The organism is Prevotella pallens ATCC 700821, assembly GCF_000220255.1.
In the GTDB taxonomy this organism is placed as follows: Bacteria; Bacteroidota; Bacteroidia; order Bacteroidales; family Bacteroidaceae; genus Prevotella; species Prevotella pallens.
This window is the reverse complement of sequence record NZ_GL982513.1, coordinates 2,001,822-2,023,251: the sequence shown is the minus strand read 5'-3', so window position 1 is coordinate 2,023,251 and position 21,430 is coordinate 2,001,822. Positions and strand designations below refer to the sequence as shown.

The 21,430-nt window shown below is 37.6% G+C and carries 22 protein-coding genes; 13 read left to right on the top strand and 9 right to left on the bottom strand.

The window, feature by feature from the left end; genetic code table 11:
- Positions 1 to 11: 11 nt before the first annotated feature.
- Together yajC and nusB are read right to left on the bottom strand one after the other, a co-directional pair.
- The gene (gene yajC / locus HMPREF9144_RS07930; protein ID WP_006045432.1) at positions 12 to 344 is read right to left on the bottom strand and encodes a preprotein translocase subunit YajC; all 333 of its coding nucleotides are present in this window, start codon (positions 342 to 344) and stop codon (positions 12 to 14) included.
- A gap of 127 nt (positions 345 to 471) precedes the next feature.
- Entirely contained in the window at positions 472 to 1,437 is a 966-nt protein-coding gene (gene nusB / locus HMPREF9144_RS07925; protein WP_006045431.1) for a transcription antitermination factor NusB, read from the bottom strand.
- 261 nt (positions 1,438 to 1,698) lie between these two features.
- Between nusB and HMPREF9144_RS07920 the strand changes: the two genes are divergently transcribed.
- The 7 genes from HMPREF9144_RS07920 to HMPREF9144_RS07890 all read left to right on the top strand — a co-directional run bounded on the left by HMPREF9144_RS07920 (position 1,699) and on the right by HMPREF9144_RS07890 (position 7,210).
- On the top strand, positions 1,699 to 2,316 hold the full coding sequence (locus HMPREF9144_RS07920) for a 50S ribosomal protein L25/general stress protein Ctc (RefSeq protein ID WP_006045429.1): 618 nt from the start codon (positions 1,699 to 1,701) through the stop codon (positions 2,314 to 2,316).
- Between the two features lie 313 nt (positions 2,317 to 2,629).
- Positions 2,630 to 3,202 carry an aminoacyl-tRNA hydrolase gene (pth, locus tag HMPREF9144_RS07915; RefSeq protein WP_040595659.1) on the top strand — a complete coding sequence of 191 codons (573 nt, stop codon included), beginning with the start codon at positions 2,630 to 2,632 and terminating at the stop codon, positions 3,200 to 3,202.
- Positions 3,202 to 3,618, top strand: coding sequence for an RNA-binding S4 domain-containing protein (locus HMPREF9144_RS07910; RefSeq protein ID WP_006045427.1), 417 nt, complete (start codon positions 3,202 to 3,204; stop codon positions 3,616 to 3,618). The genes pth and HMPREF9144_RS07910 overlap by 1 nt, the downstream gene beginning before the upstream one ends.
- A gap of 21 nt (positions 3,619 to 3,639) precedes the next feature.
- Positions 3,640 to 4,221: a phosphoribosylglycinamide formyltransferase gene (gene purN, locus HMPREF9144_RS07905; protein ID WP_006045426.1), complete on the top strand. Its 582-nt coding sequence runs from the start codon at positions 3,640 to 3,642 to the stop codon at positions 4,219 to 4,221.
- Between the two features lie 68 nt (positions 4,222 to 4,289).
- Complete coding sequence (locus tag HMPREF9144_RS07900) at positions 4,290 to 4,676, top strand: PH domain-containing protein (protein ID WP_040595423.1); 387 nt, start codon at positions 4,290 to 4,292, stop codon at positions 4,674 to 4,676.
- On the top strand, positions 4,673 to 5,992 hold the full coding sequence (dacB, locus tag HMPREF9144_RS07895; protein ID WP_006045424.1) for a D-alanyl-D-alanine carboxypeptidase/D-alanyl-D-alanine endopeptidase: 1,320 nt from the start codon (positions 4,673 to 4,675) through the stop codon (positions 5,990 to 5,992). Before HMPREF9144_RS07900 ends, dacB begins: the two co-directional genes overlap by 4 nt.
- Positions 5,993 to 6,037: 45 nt before the next feature.
- Positions 6,038 to 7,210 (top strand): mechanosensitive ion channel family protein, encoded by a 1,173-nt coding sequence (locus HMPREF9144_RS07890; protein WP_006045423.1) that lies wholly within the window; start codon positions 6,038 to 6,040, stop codon positions 7,208 to 7,210.
- Positions 7,211 to 7,920: 710 nt separating this feature from the next.
- On the opposite strand, the gene HMPREF9144_RS07885 is transcribed toward HMPREF9144_RS07890, so the two are convergent.
- The 3 genes from HMPREF9144_RS07885 to HMPREF9144_RS07875 form a co-directional block, all read right to left on the bottom strand.
- Positions 7,921 to 8,766, bottom strand: a complete 846-nt coding sequence (locus tag HMPREF9144_RS07885; RefSeq protein ID WP_006045422.1) for a DUF4595 domain-containing protein — start codon at positions 8,764 to 8,766, stop codon at positions 7,921 to 7,923.
- 160 nt (positions 8,767 to 8,926) lie between these two features.
- The gene (locus HMPREF9144_RS07880) at positions 8,927 to 9,778 is read right to left on the bottom strand and encodes a DUF4595 domain-containing protein (protein WP_006045421.1); all 852 of its coding nucleotides are present in this window, start codon (positions 9,776 to 9,778) and stop codon (positions 8,927 to 8,929) included.
- 23 nt (positions 9,779 to 9,801) lie between these two features.
- The gene (locus tag HMPREF9144_RS07875) at positions 9,802 to 10,191 is read right to left on the bottom strand and encodes a lipocalin family protein (protein WP_245944573.1); all 390 of its coding nucleotides are present in this window, start codon (positions 10,189 to 10,191) and stop codon (positions 9,802 to 9,804) included.
- A 222-nt stretch (positions 10,192 to 10,413) separates the two neighbouring features.
- Here HMPREF9144_RS07875 and HMPREF9144_RS07870 point away from each other — a divergent pair, with 222 nt between their 5' ends.
- The 4 genes from HMPREF9144_RS07870 (at position 10,414) to aroB (ending at position 14,078) form a co-directional block, all read left to right on the top strand.
- Positions 10,414 to 11,595, top strand: a complete 1,182-nt coding sequence (locus tag HMPREF9144_RS07870; protein WP_006045419.1) for a phosphoribosylaminoimidazolecarboxamide formyltransferase — start codon at positions 10,414 to 10,416, stop codon at positions 11,593 to 11,595.
- A gap of 35 nt (positions 11,596 to 11,630) precedes the next feature.
- Positions 11,631 to 11,816, top strand: a complete 186-nt coding sequence (locus HMPREF9144_RS07865; RefSeq protein ID WP_004366450.1) for a hypothetical protein — start codon at positions 11,631 to 11,633, stop codon at positions 11,814 to 11,816.
- A gap of 157 nt (positions 11,817 to 11,973) precedes the next feature.
- Positions 11,974 to 12,426, top strand: coding sequence for a copper resistance protein NlpE N-terminal domain-containing protein (locus HMPREF9144_RS07860; RefSeq protein ID WP_006045418.1), 453 nt, complete (start codon positions 11,974 to 11,976; stop codon positions 12,424 to 12,426).
- Positions 12,427 to 13,028: 602 nt separating this feature from the next.
- Positions 13,029 to 14,078 carry a 3-dehydroquinate synthase gene (aroB, locus tag HMPREF9144_RS07850; RefSeq protein WP_006045415.1) on the top strand — a complete coding sequence of 350 codons (1,050 nt, stop codon included), beginning with the start codon at positions 13,029 to 13,031 and terminating at the stop codon, positions 14,076 to 14,078.
- Positions 14,079 to 14,349: 271 nt separating this feature from the next.
- Here aroB and HMPREF9144_RS07845 read toward each other — a convergent pair whose 3' ends face one another.
- On the bottom strand, positions 14,350 to 15,192 hold the full coding sequence (locus HMPREF9144_RS07845; RefSeq protein ID WP_006045414.1) for a TlpA family protein disulfide reductase: 843 nt from the start codon (positions 15,190 to 15,192) through the stop codon (positions 14,350 to 14,352).
- 182 nt (positions 15,193 to 15,374) lie between these two features.
- Here HMPREF9144_RS07845 and HMPREF9144_RS07840 point away from each other — a divergent pair, with 182 nt between their 5' ends.
- Both HMPREF9144_RS07840 and queF read left to right on the top strand, forming a co-directional pair.
- Positions 15,375 to 16,067, top strand: a complete 693-nt coding sequence (locus HMPREF9144_RS07840) for a queuosine precursor transporter (protein WP_006045413.1) — start codon at positions 15,375 to 15,377, stop codon at positions 16,065 to 16,067.
- Between the two features lie 292 nt (positions 16,068 to 16,359).
- Positions 16,360 to 16,815: a preQ(1) synthase gene (queF, locus tag HMPREF9144_RS07830; RefSeq protein ID WP_006045411.1), complete on the top strand. Its 456-nt coding sequence runs from the start codon at positions 16,360 to 16,362 to the stop codon at positions 16,813 to 16,815.
- 192 nt (positions 16,816 to 17,007) lie between these two features.
- Here the strand turns inward: queF and HMPREF9144_RS07825 are convergent, their stop codons facing one another.
- The 3 genes from HMPREF9144_RS07825 to HMPREF9144_RS13550 all read right to left on the bottom strand — a co-directional run bounded on the left by HMPREF9144_RS07825 (position 17,008) and on the right by HMPREF9144_RS13550 (position 21,171).
- On the bottom strand, positions 17,008 to 17,415 hold the full coding sequence (locus HMPREF9144_RS07825; protein ID WP_040595421.1) for an Hsp20/alpha crystallin family protein: 408 nt from the start codon (positions 17,413 to 17,415) through the stop codon (positions 17,008 to 17,010).
- A 728-nt stretch (positions 17,416 to 18,143) separates the two neighbouring features.
- On the bottom strand, positions 18,144 to 20,954 hold the full coding sequence (locus HMPREF9144_RS07820; protein ID WP_006045408.1) for a fimbrillin family protein: 2,811 nt from the start codon (positions 20,952 to 20,954) through the stop codon (positions 18,144 to 18,146).
- Positions 20,955 to 21,003: 49 nt separating this feature from the next.
- Complete coding sequence (locus tag HMPREF9144_RS13550; RefSeq protein WP_169310315.1) at positions 21,004 to 21,171, bottom strand: hypothetical protein; 168 nt, start codon at positions 21,169 to 21,171, stop codon at positions 21,004 to 21,006.
- Positions 21,172 to 21,430: the final 259 nt, after the last annotated feature.

The following is a 21,430-nucleotide window of genomic DNA, read 5'->3' as shown; positions in this document are numbered from 1 at the left end:
TTTGCAAATGCTTATTTGTTTTGGCTCATACGCATAGCCTCTGCATCGGCAAATACATAACCTTTATCTACAGTGATAACTACACCACGTGCAATTTCTACATCAATTTTATTTGAGTTTATATCTATGTGTTTTACTTTACCGAATATTCCGCCACCTATAACAACCGAGTCGCCTTCTTTAAGTGCATTTTGAAATGCGCGAATTTGCTTTTGTTTTTTCTGTTGTGGACGAATCATAAAGAACCACATGATAGCTCCAATAACAAGCATCATCACTATCATTGGTAATGGACTTCCTTGTTTTCCTGCAGCTTGTGCTGCGAGTAAAATAGCTGTATTCATATTTTATCAATTATAACTTTATTTATTTCTTTTGTTTATCTTATGAATTTACTTATTCTTGTTGCTTCCACTTGTTGGAATAGTTCTTCAGTATAACCGTTTTTCGAGTATTTACTCGTTACTGTTCTTAACGGTTATTGTTTCTGTGCTGTTGCTGTCTATGTTCTGGTATTTGTTTCAACATTTTTCCTGTCTCTATAAGATAGCGTGCTATAGCATCAAGCATTCCATTTATATAACCACCACTTCGTGGAGTGCTATAAAGTTTGGCAAGTTCCACATATTCGTTAATTGTAACCGATAGTGGTATATTGGGGAATGTAAGCATTTCAGCAATGGCAATTTGCATTATAACAACATCCATATATGCTAAACGTGAGAAATCCCAGTTTCTACTTGTTTCGCTCATATATCGTTGATAAGAATCGGCGTTCAATATTGTGGCACGGAAGAGTTTCACAGCGAAGTCTCTATCTTCTTCGTCTTTAAACTCTGGCAGCAATTCCTGATTAGCTTTGTTTGCGGGATCGAAACGTTTAATAGTTTTGATAACGAATGTGTCTACAATTTCTTTATCATCGTTCCAATACAAGCTCTTTTCTTCTAGAATAGCATCTAAGTCTTCATTACTTTGAATAAGTGTGCGATATATTTTTCGCCATAATTCACGATCTGCATCATACGAATCGTCATCGCTTCCCATATACTCTTTGTATATAGTGCTCTCTTCTATCTGATCGCACAGTTTTCTCACAGCCTCCATATCATCTTCCCAGCGATACTTTTGTCCTTCAATAAACAAGTTTAGCTGTTTGTTTTCTTCCAGTTGTACTGCAAATTTATTGTAGGCAAACCGAGCAGAAGGAACTTCTGTACCTTCGCGTTGTGCTCTGTTTGTTAATATCTCTACACGACGACGCTCTTCTTGTGTTATTGAAACTATGAGAGATAGCAAGTAATTGTAAAGTCCATACGCTTTTGACAGACTGAAAAGCAATTCTTTTTCAGCTTTATCAATATTGCGTTCTCCATTTTGATAGTAAGCGTAGGTTAGCTGAACGACCTTTATTCTTATTAAATCTCTATTTACCATTGCCGTATAAAAATTGTGTTTTGTGTGAATCTGTTATGTTCTGCAAATGTAGAAAAAATCCTCGTTACTTGCAAGAGAATACCATTATTTTCTTGTTTTTTATTATTATATTTGTACATTCCATCGAAAAGATATAACTTTGCACCGCTTTTTACAAATTGATAACGGCAGACGTTAGGTCTCTCGACTTGTTATTTTAGCAATATCAGTGTGTGATGGCGAATTAAATAATTAATTAATTTAGAGTAACACAACAAAAAAATGAAACAAATTCTTATTTCTGGTAAGAAACGTGAAGCTACAGGAAAGAAAGCTTCAAAAGAACTCCGTAAGGAAGGTATGATTCCATGTAACCTTTATGGTGAAGCCACCGCAGATGGTAAGCCTGTTGCTTTATCTTTTGCAGCTCCAATGTCAGAGTTGCGCAAATTGGTTTATACTCCGCACATCTATCTTGTAGAGCTTAATATAGATGGTAAGAATCATGGAGCTATTATGAAAGAAATACAGTTCCACCCAACAACTGATGCTATTCTGCATATCGACTTCTATGAAGTAAACGAGACTAAGCCAATTGTTATGGGTGTTCCTGTTAAACATATTGGTCTTGCACAAGGTGTTCGTGATGGTGGTCGTATGAATAAGTCTATTCGTAAGATAGATGTTAAGGCTCCATACGCACAAATTCCAGAGACTCTTGATATAGACGTTACTAAACTTCGTATTGGTAAGAGTATTAAAGTTGGCGATTTGAGCTTCGAGGGTCTTGAGCTTGTAACATCAAAAGATGTTGTTGTTTGTTCAATTAAGAACACTCGTAACGCTGTTGCTTCTGCATCTACTGATGACGAAGAAGGCGATGGCAGTGCAGCTGAGTAAGACAATAAAAGTTTAGATAGCAATTTATAGTAATTCTGTAAAGACATATAGAACCTGTCTGACCATTAAATTAAAGGTATTTGAATAGTAGATATCTATGACCGATAAAACAGATATCTAAAACTATTGCGACAGATATCTGTGACGAACGAAACAGATATCTAAAATGGACGAAACAGATATCTGAAATTTTAGGGCATCAGATAATAGCGGTTTGAACGGTGGTCTTTAAAAGTCAGAACAGTTAATTAACTCGATGTTAATATACTATTGTGAGCTATCTGAATGTACTTTAAAAACGAAACAAATAATATTGGACAAGTATCTAATATGTGGCTTGGGAAACCCTGGGCGTGAGTACGAGGGAACTCGCCACAACACAGGATTTATGGTATTGGACGCTTTTGCTAAGGCGTCCAATATTGTTTTTGAGGATAAGCGTTACGGATATATAGCAGAAACTACCCTTAAAGGGCGAAAGATAATATTGCTAAAGCCAACCACGTTTATGAACCTATCGGGCAATGCCGTACGTTATTGGCTTAACAGCGAGAAAATAGACGAAAGTCGGTTGCTTGTTGTGTCCGACGAACTTGCTCTGCCGTTAGGTGCTTTTCGGCTGAAAGCAAATGGCTCTAATGGTGGGCATAACGGTTTGGGGCATATTCAGCAGCTAATTGGTCAGAATTATGCACGTCTCCGAATGGGTATCGGCAACGATTATCCTAAGGGAGGGCAGGTAGATTGGGTATTAGGAAAATATACTGAAGATGATATGAAAATTCTTCAACCCAGTATAGACCTTGCAACAGAAATTATTAAAAGTTTCGTGCTTGCTGGCATTAACAACACAATGAATCAATACAACAAGTTAGGTAAGAAATAATGACAGATGTTGCACGAATAGACAAATGGCTTTGGGCTGCACGTATATTTAAAACAAGAAGCATAGCTGCTGACGCTTGTAAAAATGGACGTGTAACTATTAGTGGTACTAATGTAAAACCCTCGCATACTATAAAAGTGGGAGAGATTATAAACGTTAAGAAACCCCCTATTACTTATTCGTTCGAGGTTTTGCAAACCATCGAGAAGCGTGTAGGCGCAAAACTAATTCCCGAAGTATATAAAAACGTTACCGATGCTAAGCAATACGAACTTTTAGAAATGAGTCGTATCAGTGGTTTTGTAGACCGAGCACGTGGTACTGGTAGACCAACTAAGAAAGACAGACGACAGCTCGATGCATTTGTAGACCCTGCACTCTTTGGCTTTGACGACTTCGAAGACGATGAGGAGTAAATAACACATTATATATATAATATGGTGAACATAGCAATATTTGTATCAGGTAGTGGCAGTAATTGCGAAAACATTATCCAGTATTTCCAAAACAATAAGCAGGCTAATATAGCTTTAGTAGTTAGCAATCGTTCCGATGCCTATGCACTTGTACGTGCCCAAAGGCTGAATGTACCAACAAAGGTATTGCCGAAAGCTGAGTTTAATAACCAAGAGATGGTTATGAAACTTATGGCAGACTATAGAATAGACTTCATTGTGTTAGCCGGCTTCTTGCTAATGATACCCGATTGGCTTATTTCTGCTTATCAACATCGTATGATAAACTTACACCCAGCACTCTTACCTAAGTTTGGAGGCATAGGAATGTATGGGCATCATGTGCACGAAGCTGTACGAAAAGCAAACGAAACCGAAACAGGAATGACTGTCCATTGGGTAAGCCCTGTGTGCGATGGTGGTGAAATTATTGCACAGTTTCGTACTCCTATTACACCCGATGATACACCTGACGATATTGCAGCTAAGGAACACGTTTTGGAAATGAAGCATTTTCCTCAGGTTATTGAGGCTATATTAAAGCAAGAAAAACTTATTCAATAATGCTGAGACTATAAAACTGTAGCAGCATTATAAATAGTATAAGATGAACATACACTACCCTGAAGATAATGATAAGAACATTTAATCATCGTGTAATGCCGTTAGAGTGGTGCGCTATTATATTGTTCTTAATGGGAACACTCTATGGTTTTTGGCATCGCAGCAATCCAGCCTTGGTGGTTTTGGGTGTGCTATTCTTGGTACTCACAACTATAGCTTTAGATCGTGCATTGCACACCAGTTATGTTATTACAGATAAGCAACTGATTGTGAAACAAGGTAGGGTAGCGAGAACTAAATACATAAACATTGCGGATATAACCAATGTAAGCAAACTTCCTTTAGCTTTTCGCATTGGTAGTTATGTATTAATAGAACTAAAGAATGGAAAGGTGGTGAGCTTACAACCCCATAATTGTAAAGCCTTCATTACCGCAATACACAATTTGTTATGAAACTAAAACACTTTCAGGTTCTAATGCTAAGTGTTCTGTTGGCTCTTCCGCTACAGGCACAGGTGCATATAGATAGCGTGGAAGTAGCACACATATTGTACGGTGTGCCACCACAAACATCTACCAATTATACCGAAGAACCTAACGATAGCGATGAAGAGGGCGAAGATGCTGTTCTTCCTTTTCAAACTAATAATAGTTTGTCGTGGCAAGAAAATATAACAACCCGATTAAACACTATATTGCATACAGATATAGCATCTACTATGCAGATAGGTTTAATGGTATGGGACTTGACAGACGATAAACAACTCTATGCGTATAACGAGCGAATACACATGCGCCCAGCGTCAACAATGAAGTGTGTAACAGCTATTGCTGCACTGTATCGATTAGGTTCGAACTACAACTATCGTACAAATATATACTATACAGGAAGTATAAACGATTCTACACACGTGCTTAATGGCGACATATATTGTGTGGGAGGTATGGACCCATTGGTGTCTAATGCCGATATTACCGCCATAGCACAAGCCATTAAGGCTTTAAATATTACGAAGATAGATGGCAATATCTATGCCGATCTGTCGTTTAAAGACAGAGATGAATTGGGCAATGGCTGGTGTTGGGACGATAAGAATCCAAAGCTTTTTCCACTACTTTTAGGCTCTACCGATAACTTTGTTAGTACGCTTTATCGTCGATTGCGCGAAATTGGAGTAGAACCCAGTGGAGTGATGGGCGAACGTGTATTGCCATCTACTGGTGCAACATTCATTACAGCGTGTACACATAGCATTGGCGAGGTAATGAACACTATGATGAAGAAAAGTAATAACCTCTATGCTGAATCAATGTTCTACCAATTGGCAGCTGTCAGTGGAGGCAAATGGAACACAGCAAAGCAGGCACGTAAAGAAGTGAACGCACTTATACGCAAGTTAGATTTATCGCCTGCAAACTACAATATAGCCGATGGGTCTGGACTCTCGCTATACAACTATGTTAGTGCCGAACTCGAAGTGCAGTTGCTTCGCTTTGCTTACGGTCAGCCAGATATTTATAACACCTTATTACCAACTCTCCCCATTGCTGGAATAGACGGTACGTTAAGAAAACGTATGCGTGGCACACCAGCACAAGGAAATGTGCACGCAAAGACTGGTACGGTGTTTGGCGTAAGTTCGTTAGCGGGCTATCTCACTGCATCTAATGGACATCGACTCTGCTTCTCTATTATTGTAAATGGTGGTATGCGTCAAGGACCAATGCGCAATTTGCAGAATAAAGTATGTGTGGCATTGAGCCAATAGTATATAACAACATCAACATAAAATAACCAACCAAAACTAAACATTATGCATACTATTAGTAAGTTTATAGAACACATACTTGTATCGCTAAACGTAGAGTACACCGCTGCATATATAATACGCCATGCGTTGTTAGTAGTAATTGTGTTCGTTTTTGCTTTCCTTGCAGGCTTTCTTTGCCGCAAGGTGCTTGTTCCTTTAGTAACAAAACTAACTTCGAAAACAAATATCGAGTGGGATTCTATATTGTTCGATAAGGCTGTTCTATATACAGCTTGTAATATAGTGCCTGCCGTAGTTATTTGGAAACTCTTACCAAAGATTTTCTTTCAATATCCATTTGTAGAAGATACTTTACTACGGCTTACGGCTGTTTATATTGCCATAAACTCCACCCGTTTAGTGTTACAAGTTATAGCCCGTCTGCGCTCCCTGCGTCAACAAGAAGGTAGCACAAGCAGTCAATACCTCCGTTCGTTTCTTGGCGTTCTTCGCATCATTGTTATTTTTATAGCAGTTATTGTTGTAGTTAGCATCTTAATCGACAAGAACCCTATGACATTATTTGCAGGATTGGGTGCAACTTCTGCCGTCTTAATGTTGGTTTTCCAAGACACAATACAGGGATTAGTTGCAGGTATACGTCTTACAAGCAACGAAATGGTGCACGTGGGCGATTGGATTACTGTTCCCGGTACGCCTGTAGATGGTAACGTGGTAGATATAACGCTAACCACTGTGAAAGTGCGGCAGTTCGATAACACTTACACTACTGTTTCGCCTCTAACGTTGGTTAATGGCTCGTTTAAAAACTGGAAAGGAATGATGGATAGTGGCATGCGACAAGTTTGCAAGAAAATATATTTCGATGTACGTAGCATTCGTATTCTGACCGATGATGCAAAGCAAGCTTTGTTAAACAAAAATATGGTAACACAACAGGAGATTGAAGGCGAAACGGTGAATGTTGGGCTTTTCCGTCGCTACGTTGCAGAATACTTAAAGAAACGCAACGATGTAAATAAGTCGGCAACCTTACTTATACACCAATTGGAAGCTACACAGAACGGGATCCCAATAGAACTCGTATTCTTCTTGAACACAACTAATGGAATAGAATTCGAACAGAAAATATCTGATATACTTGAACACGTTTATGCTTATGTAAATGAATTCGGGCTACAGATATACGAAGGACTTCCTGCTGCTAATAAGTAATATCTCTCATTGCTCATATTAGCAAACAATATAGAATACCCTGATAAGGATATTATACGACACCCTAACAAGAAGGTAAACAAATAACCCTTGTTAGGGTGTTATAGCAAAATATGCGCTAACACATAGTTGTCTAATAGATTCTAATGATGTTTAGGTTAGAATATACTAGATAATAACCCCCATTAATATTCAGCCGAATAAATATCTTTTATATATTACAAAATATGGCAATGAAAGGTGTAATTGCTTATGATATCTAATTACTAACCGACAGATATCTGAAACGAACGTGACAGATATCTGAAACGAGTGCGACAGATATCTGAAACGAATGCGACAGATATCTGAAACAAAAGGGCTACATTTAACAATCTTTCTTGAGTATTTAAAACGTTCTATTTAATAGCTAAGAAACCAATAATCGTAGCTTATAATTGTGCACCTTTTCTCTGCTGTGCACCATAAGCAATAAAGAAGTAACCGCCTAAAAACTGAAGATTCTCAAAATAATCTTCACACTAAAAATACCAATGAACAATGCTATCAATTTGCTAGAACTCAGCATAATCAGGAAGAGATGTAACAAGAAACGCTACCAAACTCTATCTGTAAAACAATATAAACTAAGCAGCTTATACAACAACAAAGGCAACGAAACATTTGCTTCGTTGCCTCTTGCTTATTTTTATATTACTTTAGCTTTATTCTTACCAAACAATAGTATATTCATATTTATCATTATTATATGTACGTATAAACGATGTTGGGAAGCCCTTGCTATTCAATGCCCAGCTGAAAGTTGATTTATTATTCTCTAAATCTATACTAAATATTGGCAAATGCTTGGTAGGTTTTCCTAACATTCCAGCATAGTAAATAAACGCTAAGTCTTCGTTACCTAAACCTAATCCGTGGGCAAAGTCCATAATGCAACCTTTGTTTTCGATTGGCGAAGTTACTTTGTCAGAAGTGTAGTATATCTTACAATGAGCAGTTTCTTTACCTTCTTTTTGCGATACTTCTGAAGTCTCTATAGCGTCGCCATTCTTATAGGTAATGGAACTTGTTGTCTTATATCCACCAACTGTTTCAACAATCTTAGTAAGCTGTCTATCCTTGTTGTATTCAAAGTCTATTTTTTCTGTATAAATATTGTTGCTTGTGTTATACTCTATAGCATCGCAATATCTCACATATCCATACTTATTTAAGAATAGATTATATACCATTTTGTAACCTTTATTTTCTACCGACATCACCACATTAGGCTCTTCTGTAGCACCTAAGTTTTTGTTCTTGTATTCAAAGGTAATATATTCTTTCTCTTTCTGATTATAGATGAAAACAACCTGGTCTTTAGAATTCTTGTCAATAGTATAGTCTCCAATAGATTTAGGAAGACCATTAACAAAAACATTCTCTGGATCAACAACAACTTTTCCCTGTTCTACCTCTTCGTTTGGATCATCGTTCTTTTCACTACACGCAGTAAATACCATTGATGTAGTTAAGACAAGCGCCAATACCCACATAGAATTAAAAATTTTCTTCATATCTTTCAGTTTGTTTGTTATTTGTATCTTATGTTATAATCAATATTTAAATTGCGCTTTAAGTTATTCTAAAAATAAAGATTTAGATATAAAAGCAATAGAACTGTAGTATCTATATTTGCGCATTTAAACTAATCTATTATTTTTATTCCTTGTCTCTTTACCAAACAATGTTTGAGTCTTCTCTGTCGTCATCATCTTTAGCAACAACCTTAATGGGAAATCCATTCGCATCGAAGTACCACTCAAAACTGGTCATATTGTTATCTTTATCTATGTTGTATATTGGCAGATGCTTGGTTGCCTTTCCTAACATTCCAGCAAAATATACATTCTGGAAGTCCTCCAAATCTACACCTAATCCTCCATCGAAAGCCATTATGCAACCTTTGTTTGCTATAGGCGAAGTTACTTTATTCGAAGTATAGTAAATTTTGTAATGGTCTGTTTCTTTACCTTCTTTCTCTGATTTGGTTATTGATTCTACAGCGTCTCCATCTTTGTATATAATGGTATACAAAGTTTTAAATCCATCTTTAGATTGTATGGCTTTAGCAAGTTGTCCGTCAGAATTGTATTCAAAGTTCCATGTAGCCTTCTTATAGGTCTTGTTCTTTTCGTATTCAATTTCGTCGCAGTATTTCACAAATCCATCTTTATTCAGAAACAAGTTGTACACAGTCTTCTCATTTTCTTCGCGCATAGTCATCACAACGTTAGGCTCATCTGTAGAACCTAAAACATTGGTTTTGTATTCAAATGTAACAGTTTCTTTCTCTTCTTTGTTGTATAATGAAGACAATCGACCTTTGGAATCGCAAGTTAATATATAGCCGTCTATAGCTTTTGGCATTCCGTTAATAAAAACTTTTGCAGGATTTACCTCTACTGTTCCTTTTTCTCTTTCTTCGCTTCTGTTCGGATCATCTTCGTTTTTGCTACACGACGTAAATACTGTGGTAGCACTTAAGGCTATCGCCAAGAGCCACACAAAATTCAATAATTTTCTCATTGTTTCTATATACTTAATTGTTATTAATTAGCACGTTTATATACTATATCACTACCACGTTGGTTTAGTGTTTGCTTTGTTTTATCTATATCGAAAGTGTCAGTGAGTTCTGTCTTCTCTCCATCTAAAACACTTGTTCCGTGAATAGCAACGGTGCTGTCATTCACTTTCTTCCAATGGTCGTACGGCAAAGTCGGCATATTAATAGACGAAGCCACACCGTTTACTTTTAGTTCAATGCCAATCTTAACAGCAGAGTCGTTAGGAGCATCAGTAGTCCATCTTCCTATTATGTTAATGGTATCAACATTTGCAGTGTTGCTTTTTTTAGATAAACCTGCACAGCCAACAAATAACATTGAACTAACAAACAACATAGATATTATACAAAAAGGTAATATTCTTAATTTCATATCGTAATATTTAAGTCATTTTGTCGGCAAAGATATATATAAATGGTTACATTAAAGCGAGAGCACTTCATAAAAAAGCTAAACAATAATTTAAATTCTTTTATATTTGTGTTCTGACACGCAATACATAAAAATATAGTACAATAGTTTAAAAATATCGTTTTATTTGTCTATCTTTGCACACAATAAACGGCTATCATTCACATACATATCATTAAAACTATGAAGGAATTAGAACTTAAATATGGTTGTAACCCCAACCAAAAGCCCTCTCGTATATTTGTAACCGAAGGTGAATTACCTATTGAAGTTTTAAATGGTCGTCCAGGATACATAAACTTCCTTGATGCTCTCAACAGTTGGCAATTGGTAAAAGAACTGAAAGATGCTACAGGTATGCCTGCTGCTGCATCGTTTAAACATGTCAGCCCGGCTGGAGCTGCTATTGGGTTACCATTGAGCGAAACACTAAAAAAGATTTACTTTGTAGACGATGTGGAGTTCGAGCTTACGCCGCTTGCTTCTGCATACGCACGTGCACGAGGTGCCGACCGTATGTGTTCGTATGGCGATTTTTGTGCGCTAAGCGACACTTGCGATGAAGCTACTGCACGACTGATTAATCGTGAAGTAAGCGATGGTGTTATTGCTCCCGACTATACGCCAGAGGCTCTCGAAATACTAAGAAAGAAGCGTAAAGGCAACTATAATGTAATAAAGATAGACCCTATCTATAAACCAACTCCCATAGAACGTAAGCAAGTGTTTGGCATTACTTTCGAACAAGGTAGAAATGAGATTCGACTCGACGATCCTAAACTCTTCGAAAATATTCCTACTACAAATAAGATATTCCCAGAAGAGGCTCGTCGGAACCTTGTTATAGCGCTTATTACGCTAAAATATACACAAAGCAATTCGGTATGTTACGTTAAAGACGGACAAGCCATAGGTATAGGAGCAGGACAACAAAGTCGTATTCATTGTACACGTTTGGCTGGCAGTAAAGCTGATGAATGGTGGCTGCGCCAGTGCCCTAAGGTAATGAATCTTCCTTTTAAAGACGGAATACGCCGTGCCGACCGCGATAACTCTATCAATATTTATATATCTGATGAGTACGAAGACCTTTTACAAGAAGGAACATGGCAGTTATTTTTCACTGAGAAGCCAGAACCATTAACCTTAGCCGAACGTAAAGCATGGATTGCACAGAACAAGCAAGTGGCTTTAGGTTCAGATGCATTCTTCCCCTTTGGCGACAATATAGAACGTGCACACAAGAGTGGTGTTGAATACATTGCTCAAGCTGGAGGCAGCATACGAGACGACCATGTTATAGAAACATGTAATAAGTATGGCATAGCAATGGCATTTACAGGTGTACGTTTGTTCCATCATTAATAAAATATAAGCTAGATTGACTAAGTATACAAAGTATGAGCGATATAGACGAGATTATAGAAAACGGAATGGTTTTCAGAGGAGCGCCTAAAGCCAAAGCCGATGATGGCAAAATAAAAACTAAAGCAAAGAAAAAGAAATACATAACAGGTGCTCATGGTTCTGGAAGTGCAAAGCAGAAAGCAAAGTATAGACAACAAAGGGCTAACAGACATAAGTAAGAATTACAAATAACTGTATAAAATGCCTTAATATACGACTATAGCGCCTTGAGTTATGTCATATTTTATTAGATTAAACGTAATTAACAGAAATAGTTTGATGATATAAAGGATTATGGTTTATCTTTGCACCCATTATTTTTAAAGCAATAAAGATATGAAGAAAGTATTCATTTTAATGGCAGTTTGCGCCACAATGGTTGCTTGCCAGCAGAAGGGAAAACAAAATGCTAATGCAAAAGCAGGAGATACAACAAAGGTAGAGGCTACTGACTCTATGCGTTATGCGGGCGAAGTGCCTGCAGCCGATGGACCAGGTATCCGCTACGAGATTGCATTGGCAAATGACAGCACAAACGGTTTTAGCTTAAAAGAAACCTATTTAAAGGCTGAAAATGGTAAAGATAAGGTGCTCAACTATACAGGTAAAGCAGAAAAGATAGAGAAAGACGTTAAAGGCGAAAAGAAAGTAGGCTACAAATTTACTACTGGTAAAGATGATGCTCTCTACTTCTTGCAAGCAAACGACTCTACGCTTCGTATGGTGAACGACCAGTTGGAAGAAGCCGCAACAAAAGATCTTAATTATGACTTAAAGTTGGTTAAGTAAAGTGGTTTAATACGGATATGAAATTTATAAATAGGAGATAATGACCGCAAGGCACATTGTCTCCTATTTTTGTTTATATATACTACACGTACAACGAACGTATAGTAGAAAGAGGGTGGGAGAATTATAAGCTGTGCCTACTGTCTGCACACTACTTAAATGGAATGCCTCTAATGTTTATAAAAGTCTGTAAAATGTAGGCACTCTTTTTTTAGATATCTGTAACGTTCGTCTCAGATATCTGTCGCGTTCGTTTCAGATATCTGTAACGTTCGTTTTAGATATCTATCATTTTCAGCTTAGATAACACAATAAAACACAACCTTTGTTATCTCACACTCTAATACTCGAAATATGTTTCTTCGGCTGCGTAATATAAAATTTTTTATTCTGCATTGTTCTAATTTGCGTGTTATTATAATAGCCCAATAAACAATATTCTTTTCGATACTATATTGCATAAAAGAACAATTCATAACAACTATATTCTTGCTTAGAATATCTCCATCTCTTTTCCATTGAAACATAAAAAAGCCAGCCAAAGCTACCGAGAACACAAAGAAAAGCATTACATTTGTGAGCAATTAAAATAAAAGAAGAGAATGAAACAGCAAATTGTTTTTACACATAAATTCGAGCAAAGTCTTTCAGATTCTATAGCAAAATGTAACCCCGATAAGATATTTGTTCTTGCCGACGACACTACAATTAGAATGTGCTATAACAGAATAAAGCACTTCGAATGTCTTAAAAAGGCACAACCCATAACTATTCCAAGTGCAGATGTAAACAAAAACCTAACTTCGTTATCTTGTGTATGGACGGTTTTGCAAGCAGCAAAGGCCACCAGATATTCAATGCTTATAAATCTTGGTGGTGGAATGGTAACCGATATTGGGGGATTTGCCGCAGCTACATTCAAGCGTGGCATTAATTTCGTGAATGTACCAACTACGTTGTTGGCTATGGTAGATGCTAGTGTAGGTGGCAAAACTGGTATAAACTTTGGTGGATTGAAAAACGAAATAGGAGCATTTGCTTTCCCCAAAACTGTTATAATAGACACACAATGGTTAGAAACCCTGGACCATGAGAATTTATTAAGTGGATATGCTGAAATGCTAAAACATGGTTTGATTACTGAAAGAAAATTGCTACCAACACTACTAAACTTTGATACTGCTACGTTTAATCTGCACCAACTATCAGATATGCTAAAGGTAAGTGTAGCTATAAAAGAGCAAATAGTGGAGCAAGACCCCCACGAACAAGGAATAAGAAAAGCATTGAACTTTGGTCACACATTTGGACATGCTTTTGAAGAGTGGGCTATGACACGGCACCCCATTTTGCACGGTTATGCTGTGGCATACGGAATGGTTTGCGAACTTTATCTGTCGGCAATAAAGCAAGGATTTCCTCAAACTATTATGCGGCAGACGGTTAATTTCATACGCAACAACTATGGTACACTGCCCATTACTTGCGACGATTACGATGCGCTCATTAGTTTAATGATACACGATAAAAAGAATGCAGGAAACAACATAAACTTCAGTCTATTGCACGACTTAGGCTCTGTAGTAATAAACAGAACTGCAACCGAAGAGGAGATAAAAGATGCCTTAGATTTTCTGCGCGAAGGTGTATAGCGATAACAAAACATTGATGGACGTTGCCCTATAGTGAAATTGCTTTTGGGTAAATATATAGAAACAGAAAGCATTTTCGTTGCTAACGAATATGTTTAATGGTGCAATAACGATACAATACAACGTTATGTGTTTCTACATTAAGCATTTGGCAGTTTATGTGTTTATGTCAGACCCCAATAGCGTATAGCTTAGTTTCATTACTCTTTAAAACAAAAGAGCCTCATTAAACAGCATAGTTCAATGAGGCTCTTTTATAGTTTGGTGTAGTTTATTTGTAAATCTCAGCTAACTTTTTCTGTAACTCTTCGCCACGTAAGTCGCTTGCTACAATCTTGCCTTGTGGGTCTAACAAGATGTTTGAAGGAATAGAACGAATGCCATAAACCTTTCCAGCTTCACATTGCCAGCCCTTTAGGTCCGACATTTGTGGCCATTCCATACCAAGTTTCTTTACCATTGCTGTCCACGCATCTTTCTTTTGATCGAAGCTAACGCCAACAATTTCTAAACCTTTTGAATGATATTTATTGTATGCTTCAACCACGTTTGGCATTTCTGCACGGCAAGGACCACACCAACTTGCCCAAAAATCAACAAACACATAGTTGCCTTTACCTGCAAACTGACTTAACTTAATTTCCTTGTCGTTCATATCTTTCATAACCAAATCGGTGTACATAAGTCCTGGGCGACGAAGTTCTAACGATGCGAGATATGCTTTTGCTTCTTTTAACGACTCTTCTTTGTAATAGCCACTCGTTGGTGCTAAAGCTTCCTTTAGTTGGTCGTAAGTGAAACCTGAATATGCGTCAGCAATATATTTCGCAGGATATTTAGTGTCTTTAAATTTCTTTATAATCTCTAATGTAAGTGCAGTGTGCGCTTCAGATAGCGAGTCGCCCTTAGCCATAATGCGTTCAATCTGCTGTTTGTCGGCATCGGTTATGGTTTTTGGGTCTTTCCCGCGGAATGTAGCATATTCCTTATTTAACGCAGTAAACTCTGCATAGAGCTTATTCATCTTCTCTTCGTAAGGTTTGAAATCTTGCGCTTGTGCAAATCCTGTAAGTGTCTGTGCAGCCAAAAGCGCTGCTAAAAACATTTTCTTCATATAGTCTTTTTTGTTTTATGGTTTGTTAATAACACTCCAAATAAACTAAAGTGTGTACAATTGAAGTGCAAAAATAAAGAAATGTATTGATAAAACTACTATTCTTTAAGACTTTTTTTGTACCTTTGCCACACTTTTAATGATAGGGGTACTTGCTCAACCCCCTTTAACAAAACAAGACAATGATAAAACAAAAACAACAAGTGAGTGTGCTGTTTATGCTTTTCAGCATCCTCTTCTGTGTTTGCTTGATAGCAGCAAACGTTCTCGAAACAAAGCAAATATCAGTATTAGGTATCTCATTGACGGGTGGGCTCATCGTATTCCCTATCTCTTACATTATAAACGATTGTGTTTGTGAAGTGTGGGGATTTAAAAAAGCACGTCTGTTGATATGGACGGGCTTTGCAATGAACTTCTTCTTTGTGGCAATGGGTGCACTGTGCGACTGGATACCGGGTGCTCCTTATTGGACTAATGAAGCAGGATTCCATGCTGTCTTTGGTCTTGCTCCACGTGTAGCAGCAGCTTCTTTCGTAGCTTTCATCGTGGGTTCATTTGCTAATGCCTACGTAATGAGTAAGATGAAGCTACGTGATGGTGGACGACATTTCTCATGGCGTGCCATCTTGAGTACCATTGCAGGAGAAAGTCTCGATTCTCTAATTTTCTTTCCACTGGCATTAGGCGGTGTTGTTCCTACTCCCGAATTGCCGAAACTAATGCTTTGGCAGGTAGTGTTAAAGACACTTTACGAGGTGATTGCTCTACCACTTACCATTCGTGTGGTGAAGAAGCTAAAGCAATATGAAGGCGAAGACGTTTATGATGAAGGTGTAAACTACAGCATTTGGAGGATATTCTCTTTGAGTTAGGTCTAATCTAATGTAAGTGTTAAGAATAGGAGATAGGCGTTTATAATGAGTCTATCTCCTATTTTTGTTTATACCTACGATACTAATTGTAAAGTGGCTTTCTGTCTTGTGTATTACCTGCTTTTTCATAAATATATGAAAGATTTTCCTGATCGTAGTCTATCCGAATACTGCCATCAGCATTAAAGCGAATAGAGAAGAGTCTCTTCGCGTATAATATATCGTGATGGTGTTTGCTGTTTTCTAACAATATATTACCTTTGCACATAGAACAAAAATAAACAAAACTATTATGGAACGAAACGAAGAGGGCTTGCAGTTGTTAGGTTCTGCAACCAAATATAGAATGGATTATGCACCAGAAGTGTTGGAAACGTTTGAAAATAAGCATCAGGATAACGACTACTGGGTGCGCTTTAACTGTCCGGAATTTACGAGTTTGTGTCCTATTACGGGACAACCAGACTTTGCAGAAATTCGTATATCATACGTCCCCGATGTACGTATGGTAGAAAGCAAGAGCCTGAAACTCTATTTGTTTAGCTTTCGCAATCATGGCGATTTCCACGAAGATTGCGTTAACATTATAATGAAAGACCTTATAAAACTAATGCAACCTAAGTATATAGAAGTAACAGGAATCTTCACTCCTCGTGGCGGTATTAGTATTTATCCGTATGCAAACTATGGAAAACCCAACACTAAATATGAAGAATTGGCTGCGGTTCGTTTTGCTAATCACCAATAGCATAGAAGTGAAAGGAAAAAAGAAATGGAAAATCCCCGAGTGCTCACGCATTCGGGGATTCTTTTATTCCTAACAATTATTTCTCATTATATTATGAATAAACTATTATCATCACTATTCATTCATTCTATTTAGGGAAGCTTCTATTCCGAAGCATTAAAGTGATTGTAGAAATCGTATTATGAGATGGAATTAACCAACTTCAATTTGTCTTGCTACTTTCTGAACAGTCTTGTTTAGTTTTGGCAGTGTAATGTTCAACACGCCATCACTCATTCTTGCACCAACCTCGTCTTTGTTTACATCGTCTGGCAAAATAAGTGTTTGTTCATATTTGCTGTATGCAAACTCTCTGCGTAAGTAGTGTGCTTTCTCATCTTTCACTTCGTTCTTCTTCTCCATTTTAATAACTAAGTCGCCATCGTTATTAATACTAATGTCAAAGTCTTCCTTTCTTAAGCCTGGTGCAGCCAACTCTACAATGTATTCGTTTTCGTTCTCTAATACGTTGATAGCTGGTGCTGTTGCATTTGTTTTGGGCATATTGTTGTTATAAAAGAAGTCGTTAAATACTTCTGGTAACCATGAATTCTTATACATCATAATTTTATCTCCTATTTTATTTGTTTATTTTTTATGTTTATACCTCGTATAATACAATACTCGTACCAATACAATATGAGTGTCATACTGTCGCTATCGTCTGACAATATGTCTGTGTAAGGTAGAGTTGTGTTTCTTACCACTTCGTCTAAACAGTTTCTTATCACTAAAATAAGTGCATTCTTATTCCTATTTAATCTGAAGTTAAGAGTGTCTCAGCAGGAAATAATACACGACTATAAATATCGTATTTTTTATGACGTCTAAAACGCAACTGACAGATATCTAAAACGAACGTTACAGATATCTGAGACGCAACTCACAGATATCTGAAAGAAAAGTAACAATATAGTACAGATTTTTATGCGTATTAGCGGTGTTCTATTTAGTTAGTGTAGATGCTGTATTTGCTGTTTAAAATAGCCTCACTTATTTTGTATAGAGGCAAGAAACTGAAAGGTGATAGGGTAAGTAATAGTATAAATAAAATGCAATGATGTTATGGCTTATTTTCCTATCTAACTTAATTTTCCTATCGTTGTTAGTTGTTTTTGCTACGTTGTAAATGCAACTGCAATTGTCTTTTCTTGGTATATGGAAGGAGAGTAGACAAGTAAAAATCCTTCTTATCACTCTAATTTACGTTTATCTATTTTATAATACAAAAGCAGCCCCTCAAACTTGCGTCTGAGAGGCTGTAATTATATAATTATGAAAAGTTATGTTTACTCTGCTATCGGGCGTACACCTAGGCCATACGAGCGGGTTCCAAAACCTTCAGGATCTGTAATTGGCATACTAAATTTAACGCTTGTCATTAAAGCACGGAAAGCGAACCCAGGGCCACCAGTACCATGAATTAAAGCAGCAGATGCCCAGTACATAGCATAACCGCCTACGCCTTTAATTTTTCCATCGTTACCATCACGGTATCCACCAGCTTGGAAGTAGATATCCTTGTCATTATCTACTTTGAGCGTATAACCATTCTCCCATACAGCTCCACCTTTGCTTAAGTCCTTAAATGCATACGCATCTGGTACTTTGAAACCTACTGGTGACGGGTCGTAGATAGTCTTTACACCGTTCTTTATAGCGGTCTCTGATTCATACATCTTATCGTTATCAGCCGACCAAAGGTTGATGTATTGACGGTTTATCCAGCTCAACTTACCACCACCTACTTTAGGTAGCATTATACCCGGTTCACGAATACTAAGTCCGATGGTACGTTTCTCCATCCTTTGTACATTTGCAGGATTAGTGTATTCTGCATGCGAATCACCAACTATAGTATAACCATCGTTGAATTTGTAACCAGTATTAGGATAGAAAGTATCCGTTCCAGGGAGCGGATCCTTACGTCCCCACTGATAAAGATTTCCATATCCTTCGCGAACATTATTGCCTGGAGCTTGCTTAAGCGTAATAGTAGCAGTCTTCTTTTCGCCTGTTTCAGCCTGCTGTTCTATCTTAACAACAACTTCACGCTTAAGTCCACCTGTCCATTTGGTGTATTTCCAACCAAGGTTATCAGTCATAAAGTTATATGTAGAGCCTTCGCTGGTAAATGGAATCTTCTTAAGAGAACTCTTAGGAGTAAACCATAAGTGCCATGACCACATAACCTTACCTGTCGCATTTGTTACTGCAACAACAGCATTTCCATTCTGCAGGTTCTCTTTCTTGATTTCAAAGGTAAGGTAAGAGTCTGCGCCACTTCCTGTAACCGCAGGGGCTGTAACGATGTCTTGACAATCTTCCCAGATGACTTCTGCTTTTGTTGCTTGGTCTCCAGAGTTCTGTATGTTGATATATGGAGAAGTAATCTTGTGGTCGTTATGATCAACGAATTCCTGCAATACGAACTCTTCTGAACCCATTACTTTAGTTTTAGAACTGGTATATGCTGAAGAGTTAGTAGCACCTCCCTTAATAGCATTACCATAAACCAATGGAATACGGTATGTACCAGGTGCACTGATAATGTAACAGTTTGCTGTATTCTCTATTGCAGCTGCACCTGTAGCATTAGCAAGATTGTAGTTTGTAACAGGATCTGCAGTCTTCATTGCGTTGTTGAAGTCTGCCAAAACATCACGTTGGTTGGCGTTGAAGGTAGCAGTATATTGTTCAACATCTTGCGTTGTAGTTCTGCCTTCATTAGGAATAGTCAGCCAATCAGGCTTCTCACTCATAGAGAAGGTACCATCTCCATCAGCGTCATAGCTAACTACCTTCCATTTAACAGGACGATGCTGCTTGTCATCGTCTACGTATGATGTAATCTGATATGATGTAGTTGCACCTTCTGTGTTTGCTGCTTCATTTGGATTAGGAGTAGCTTCGAAGGTATATTTGAGATTATTAGCCGACTGTGACAATGCGTATGTCTTTGTAGTACCAGCCTTCCAAGTACCAGTGAATGGTGCTACGATAGCTGGAGAAGCTTGATTGTCAAAGTAAACCTTTACCTTGACATCCGATGACAACGTTTGTGGAATCATGTAGAATGTGAAGTTATCATTATCCTTACCAACGATAGTCTCGTTGACGTGTCCTACTGTGCTAACATTGATATCATCGAGAGTGAAGGTAGCAGGAGTGCTAACATCAGACCATGCACTGTTGAAAGATGCACCAGTAGTAGCCTGTACTGATGAAGGTAAAGTGAACTTACCTTTGCTCTTTGCGTTAATAATCTCAATCTTTGTAATATGATGAAAGCCTGATAAGCGGTCGCCAATTTTGAAGCGAATAGCTGTCATTGCATGTTGGAACTGCAAAGGAACAGCAGGTGCCGTCCCAAACGTAGTATATTGAATAGGTGTTGTTCCAGAACAAGCAGTCATCAAATCTTTCTGATTCTGTACAGTTGGTTCAACCTCAATGTTCACGTATGGAGTTGAAGTGTTGCTTGATGGAGCAAGTGTTAGCCTGTGGTCAGTAGTTGTAACCTGTGGATAAACAGCATAGAAACGTGCGTATGGCTCGCTCCATGACCATAGCTGAGTATTTGCGAGTGTACCGTTTGCATTTGTTTCTGCATTATAGAACCACGGAGTTGTGCTGATGCTTGCTGCAGAAGTACCACGATAAGCGATAGTAGAGAACTTACCAAGAGTTGCTGTTGTGGTAACTTTAGCGCGAGTAGCTACTGCGTCGGTGTTCGTTAATTCGTTGTCAATACCAGCAACTGTGCTCTCTATAATACAATACTTGTTGTTACCCGGAATTTCAATTTTGCGTGTTGCAAGGTCTTCTGGTGTTAATCCCTGTATATTCAGTTGATTTGCGAAGCCTGCACGCGTCATTGCCAATGCTGGGTTAGCCTTTGCAGCCTGTTGAGCCTGCTTGTCGGTTGTTGTTACCTGGAATGTTACGGCAGCGCCATTGTGGCTACTGTCAGTAGAATCAAGTTCATTATCTGAACAAGAAGTCAGCCCAAAAGCAGTAAGTCCACTAAGACATACAAACGTGAGTGCCGCTGTTGATTTGCGTCCAGCATAGCACTTGCGAATATTATTAAACTTCATAAGTTGGTAATTTGTTTGTTTTTACATTTAAATAGACAACATCTCTTAATCAATTCTCTGGTACGAGGTCTGTATCTTCATTGTCCTCTGTAAGGTCAACTACCGTTGGAGTTGTACTAACAGGAGGACTACCAGCTAAGATAGGGCATTCGCCAACTAAAGTGTAAATAATAGTCTGTGGCATAACATAGCCCATCTTTTCATTTTTACATTTCATCACCATCAATTATTTATTTAGTTTTCTTTTCTCTTGAAATTTACTTTTTGAGTTTATTTTATACAGTGTTAATCTATTACTGTGACAAATAGAATGATTTACTAAATACTTTCTACGAGATAAGTCGGTTGTTTTATAAATCAATGTGATATTGTCCTAAACACAGTGCAAAGGTAATGAAAAGCTATGAATAAAACAAAATAAAACTTAATATATTAATATTAATTAATTATTTAAGCTGTTTATTTGTTGCTTTATT